Raw genomic sequence first — 3,043 nt, 5'->3', positions numbered from 1 at the left:
GACACTAACACCTGAAGCTAGCGCGTCTACCAATTCCGCCACCTTCGCATACCCGTAACACCTTGAGAATGTTACAACCACGGAGGCGCATTCTAGAGATTTTACTCTTTGCGTCAACAACTATTTCGTCGGGCTGAAACGATCGCTGTAAAAAGCAACGTTTTCAGCCCGGCAAAGCAGTTAACGGCAGGAAAAACCCTTAGCGCGTTTTGGCACCGCGACCATAGACGGCACGGTAAACTTTAAAGCGCCCGGTTTGCGCGATGACTTCGTGACTGCCGAAGGCTTCATCCAGCGCCTGCGGATAGGGCAGGAAGGTGTTAGCAACGATACGCAGCTCGCCGCCGGTATTCAGGTGCTTCACCGCACCACGAATCAGCGCCTGTGCGGCGTCGAGGCTGGTCTGAGTGCCTTCATGGAAGGGCGGATTAGAGATAATCATGTCGAAACGACCGGTCACGTCAGAGAAGACATTGCTGGCGAAGACTTCGCCCTCGATGCCATTGGCGGCCAGCGTCGCTTTACTCGCTTCAATCGCCGCTGCGTGCACGTCACACAGCCACAGACGCACTTTAGGCGAACGAGCAGGCAGCGAGGCGGCAATCACGCCCGCGCCACAGCCCATATCCAGCACTTTACCTTTGGTGTGTGGGGTAAAGGTCGACAGCAGCAGGGCGCTGCCGCTATCCAGACCGTCACGGCTGAAGACTCCAGGCAGGGTATGAATCGTCAGACCATCAAGCTGATACTGGTGACCAAAAGTGCTGGCATCGAATTCAGGCTGCTTGTCGAGGCGACCGTGGTAGAGACCACAGCGACGCGCGCTGTCGATCTTCTCCAGCTTCACCCATGACTCCATCATGCCTTCGGCGCTGCGCACGCCGCTGCGGTTTTCACCGACCACGAACACGTCGCAGCCCACCGGCAGCAGCGACAGCAGGTTCTGCAGCTGGAACTGCACTTCCGGCTTATTCTTGGTCCAGAAGTAGACCAGGGTATCGCAGCCCTGCACATCTTCGGCCTGCGCAACCATTCCGTAACGCGCCTGCTCGCCCATACGGCGGCTCAGGTTTTGCCAGTGATGATATTGCTGGGTGTGAACGCGCGATGAGGCGGTTTCCAGCTGAGCGGGCAGGTCATCCTGCAGATCGCCAGCAAATAAAACATGGCGGGCGGTAAATTCATCACTGTGGCGCAGAATGACTTCGCTGGCCGGGGTAAAAGCAGACATGTAGGGCTCCTGTAAGATCTGAGCGGGGATTATAGTGGTTTGTTGGCGCATGTTCGATGGGTTTGCTAGCATAGCGTCGCATTCATGCAGCAGAACAGGTAACACCATGACGTCCAGGCGCGACTGGCTTTTACAGCAAATGGGAATTACGCAGTACCAACTGCGCCGCCCGCGCGTGCTTCAGGGCGAAATTGCCGTCACGCTGGCACCGGACACGCAGTTAATTATTGTCGCTGACGCGCCCCCCGGTTTACATGAACCGCTGATGCGCGATGTGCTGCATGCCCTCAATCTGCAACCCGCTCAGGTAATGACCGTGACACCGGATCAGCTGCAAATGCTGCCGGAAACGCTGAACTGCGCGGGCTGGTTGCTCGGCGTAGAGAGCGAACAGACTTTCAATGGCGTGGCATTAACCAGCGCCTCTTTTAATGAACTGATCAGCAGCGGCGTCGCCAAACGCGCGCTCTGGCAACAGATGTGTAACCATGACAGCCATCTCTTTACTCACCCCTGACGATCTGGCGCAGGCCTTCGCCATTGAGTGTCGTAGTCACGCGTTTCCCTGGAGTGAAAAGACGTTTGCCAGCAATCAGGGCGAGCGCTTTATCAATTTACGTCTCGACGTTGACGGCAAAATGGCCGCCTTTGCGATTACGCAGGTGGTACTGGACGAAGCCTCGCTGTTTAACATCGCGGTCGATCCCGCTTTTCAGCGCCGGGGATTGGGCCGCCAGCTGTTGCAGCATTTGATCGATGAGTTGATCAAACGCGACGTACTGACGCTGTGGCTGGAAGTGCGCGCCTCGAACCTGCCCGCCATCGCGCTCTATGAGCAGCTTGGATTCAATCAGGTCAGTCGTCGCCCCAACTATTATCCCACCGCCAGCGGCCGTGAAGATGCCATTCTCATGGCACTGACGCCGTAGCGGTGTTAAGGAGCTTTAATGATTGATAACTGGGATTGCATCCTGTTTGATGCCGACGATACCCTTTTTCATTTCGACGCCTATGCCGGTTTGCAGCGCCTGTTCGCCGGTTATGACGTGCAGTTCACCGACCAGGATTACAGCGATTATCAGGCGATAAATAAGCCGCTGTGGGTCGATTATCAGAACGGTGCTATCTCCGCGTTACAGCTGCAGACTCAGCGTTTCAACCACTGGAGCGAAAAGCTCAGCGTTGCGCCGGAGATCCTCAACAGCGGCTTCCTCAGCGCAATGGGAGAGATCTGTACGCCGCTGCCGGGCGCGGTCAGCCTGATGAACCAGCTGCATGGCCGGGTGAAAATGGGCATCATCACCAACGGTTTTACTGCGCTGCAGCAGACGCGTCTGGAGCGCACCGGTTTTCGCGATTACTTCTCGGCGCTGGTAATCTCGGAGCAGGTCGGCCAGCCAAAACCGGCGCCAGAGATTTTTGATTACGCACTGAATCTGATGAGCAACCCGGATCGTGAGCGGGTGCTGATGGTGGGTGATACGCCAGAGTCAGACATTCTGGGCGGCATGAATGCCGGTATTAAAACCTGCTGGCTCGATCATGGCACCCGGCCATTGCCGGAACATATTAAGCCCACCTGGCAGGTCAAATCACTGGGCGAGCTGGAAGCGCTGCTCATCGGCTAACGCAAGACGCCTCGCAAATCAGCATCTTTCCCGTAAAAAAGGCCCGCACAGCGGTAATGTCAGTCAGTTAAGCGACAGGTGATAACGCAGTCTGGTGCCGGGCAGGGGCTGGCGGTCCTCGCGCCGCTACGCGGTTCCTTCACTTCATTCCTCTGCCTGACGGACCGCCGGGGATGGCACATCC

At 56.9% G+C, this 3,043-nt stretch carries 4 protein-coding genes; 3 read left to right on the top strand and 1 reads right to left on the bottom strand.

Annotation, left to right across the window (positions count from 1 at the left end; genetic code table 11):
- Positions 1-199 precede the first annotated feature (199 nt).
- On the bottom strand, positions 200-1,231 hold the full coding sequence (gene rsmC / locus ACK13D_RS21995) for a 16S rRNA (guanine(1207)-N(2))-methyltransferase RsmC (protein WP_010253598.1): 1,032 nt from the start codon (positions 1,229-1,231) through the stop codon (positions 200-202).
- Between the two features lie 106 nt (positions 1,232-1,337).
- Here rsmC and ACK13D_RS21990 point away from each other — a divergent pair, with 106 nt between their 5' ends.
- The 3 genes from ACK13D_RS21990 to yjjG are packed head-to-tail and all read left to right on the top strand — an operon-like array spanning position 1,338 to position 2,859.
- Positions 1,338-1,748 (top strand): DNA polymerase III subunit psi, encoded by a 411-nt coding sequence (locus ACK13D_RS21990; RefSeq protein ID WP_022625367.1) that lies wholly within the window; start codon positions 1,338-1,340, stop codon positions 1,746-1,748.
- Positions 1,720-2,160, top strand: coding sequence for a ribosomal protein S18-alanine N-acetyltransferase (gene rimI, locus ACK13D_RS21985; RefSeq protein WP_010253603.1), 441 nt, complete (start codon positions 1,720-1,722; stop codon positions 2,158-2,160). Before ACK13D_RS21990 ends, rimI begins: the two co-directional genes overlap by 29 nt.
- 18 nt (positions 2,161-2,178) lie before the next feature.
- On the top strand, positions 2,179-2,859 hold the full coding sequence (gene yjjG, locus ACK13D_RS21980) for a pyrimidine 5'-nucleotidase (protein ID WP_010253605.1): 681 nt from the start codon (positions 2,179-2,181) through the stop codon (positions 2,857-2,859).
- Positions 2,860-3,043 lie beyond the last annotated feature (184 nt).

This window comes from Pantoea sp. K16, assembly GCF_048452805.1.
In the GTDB taxonomy this organism is placed as follows: domain Bacteria; phylum Pseudomonadota; class Gammaproteobacteria; order Enterobacterales; family Enterobacteriaceae; genus Pantoea; species Pantoea agglomerans.
Note: the sequence above shows the minus strand (reverse complement) of the source record. Positions and strands in the feature narration are given on the sequence as shown.

Excerpts from the sequence above, each read along its gene's own strand:
- rsmC (WP_010253598.1), bottom strand. The coding sequence starts at position 1,231 with ATGTCTGCTTTTACCCCGGCCAGCGAAGTCATTCTGCGCCACAGTGAT.
- ACK13D_RS21990 (WP_022625367.1), top strand. The coding sequence starts at position 1,338 with ATGACGTCCAGGCGCGACTGGCTTTTACAGCAAATGGGAATTACGCAG.
- rimI (WP_010253603.1), top strand. The coding sequence starts at position 1,720 with ATGACAGCCATCTCTTTACTCACCCCTGACGATCTGGCGCAGGCCTTC.
- yjjG (WP_010253605.1), top strand. The coding sequence starts at position 2,179 with ATGATTGATAACTGGGATTGCATCCTGTTTGATGCCGACGATACCCTT.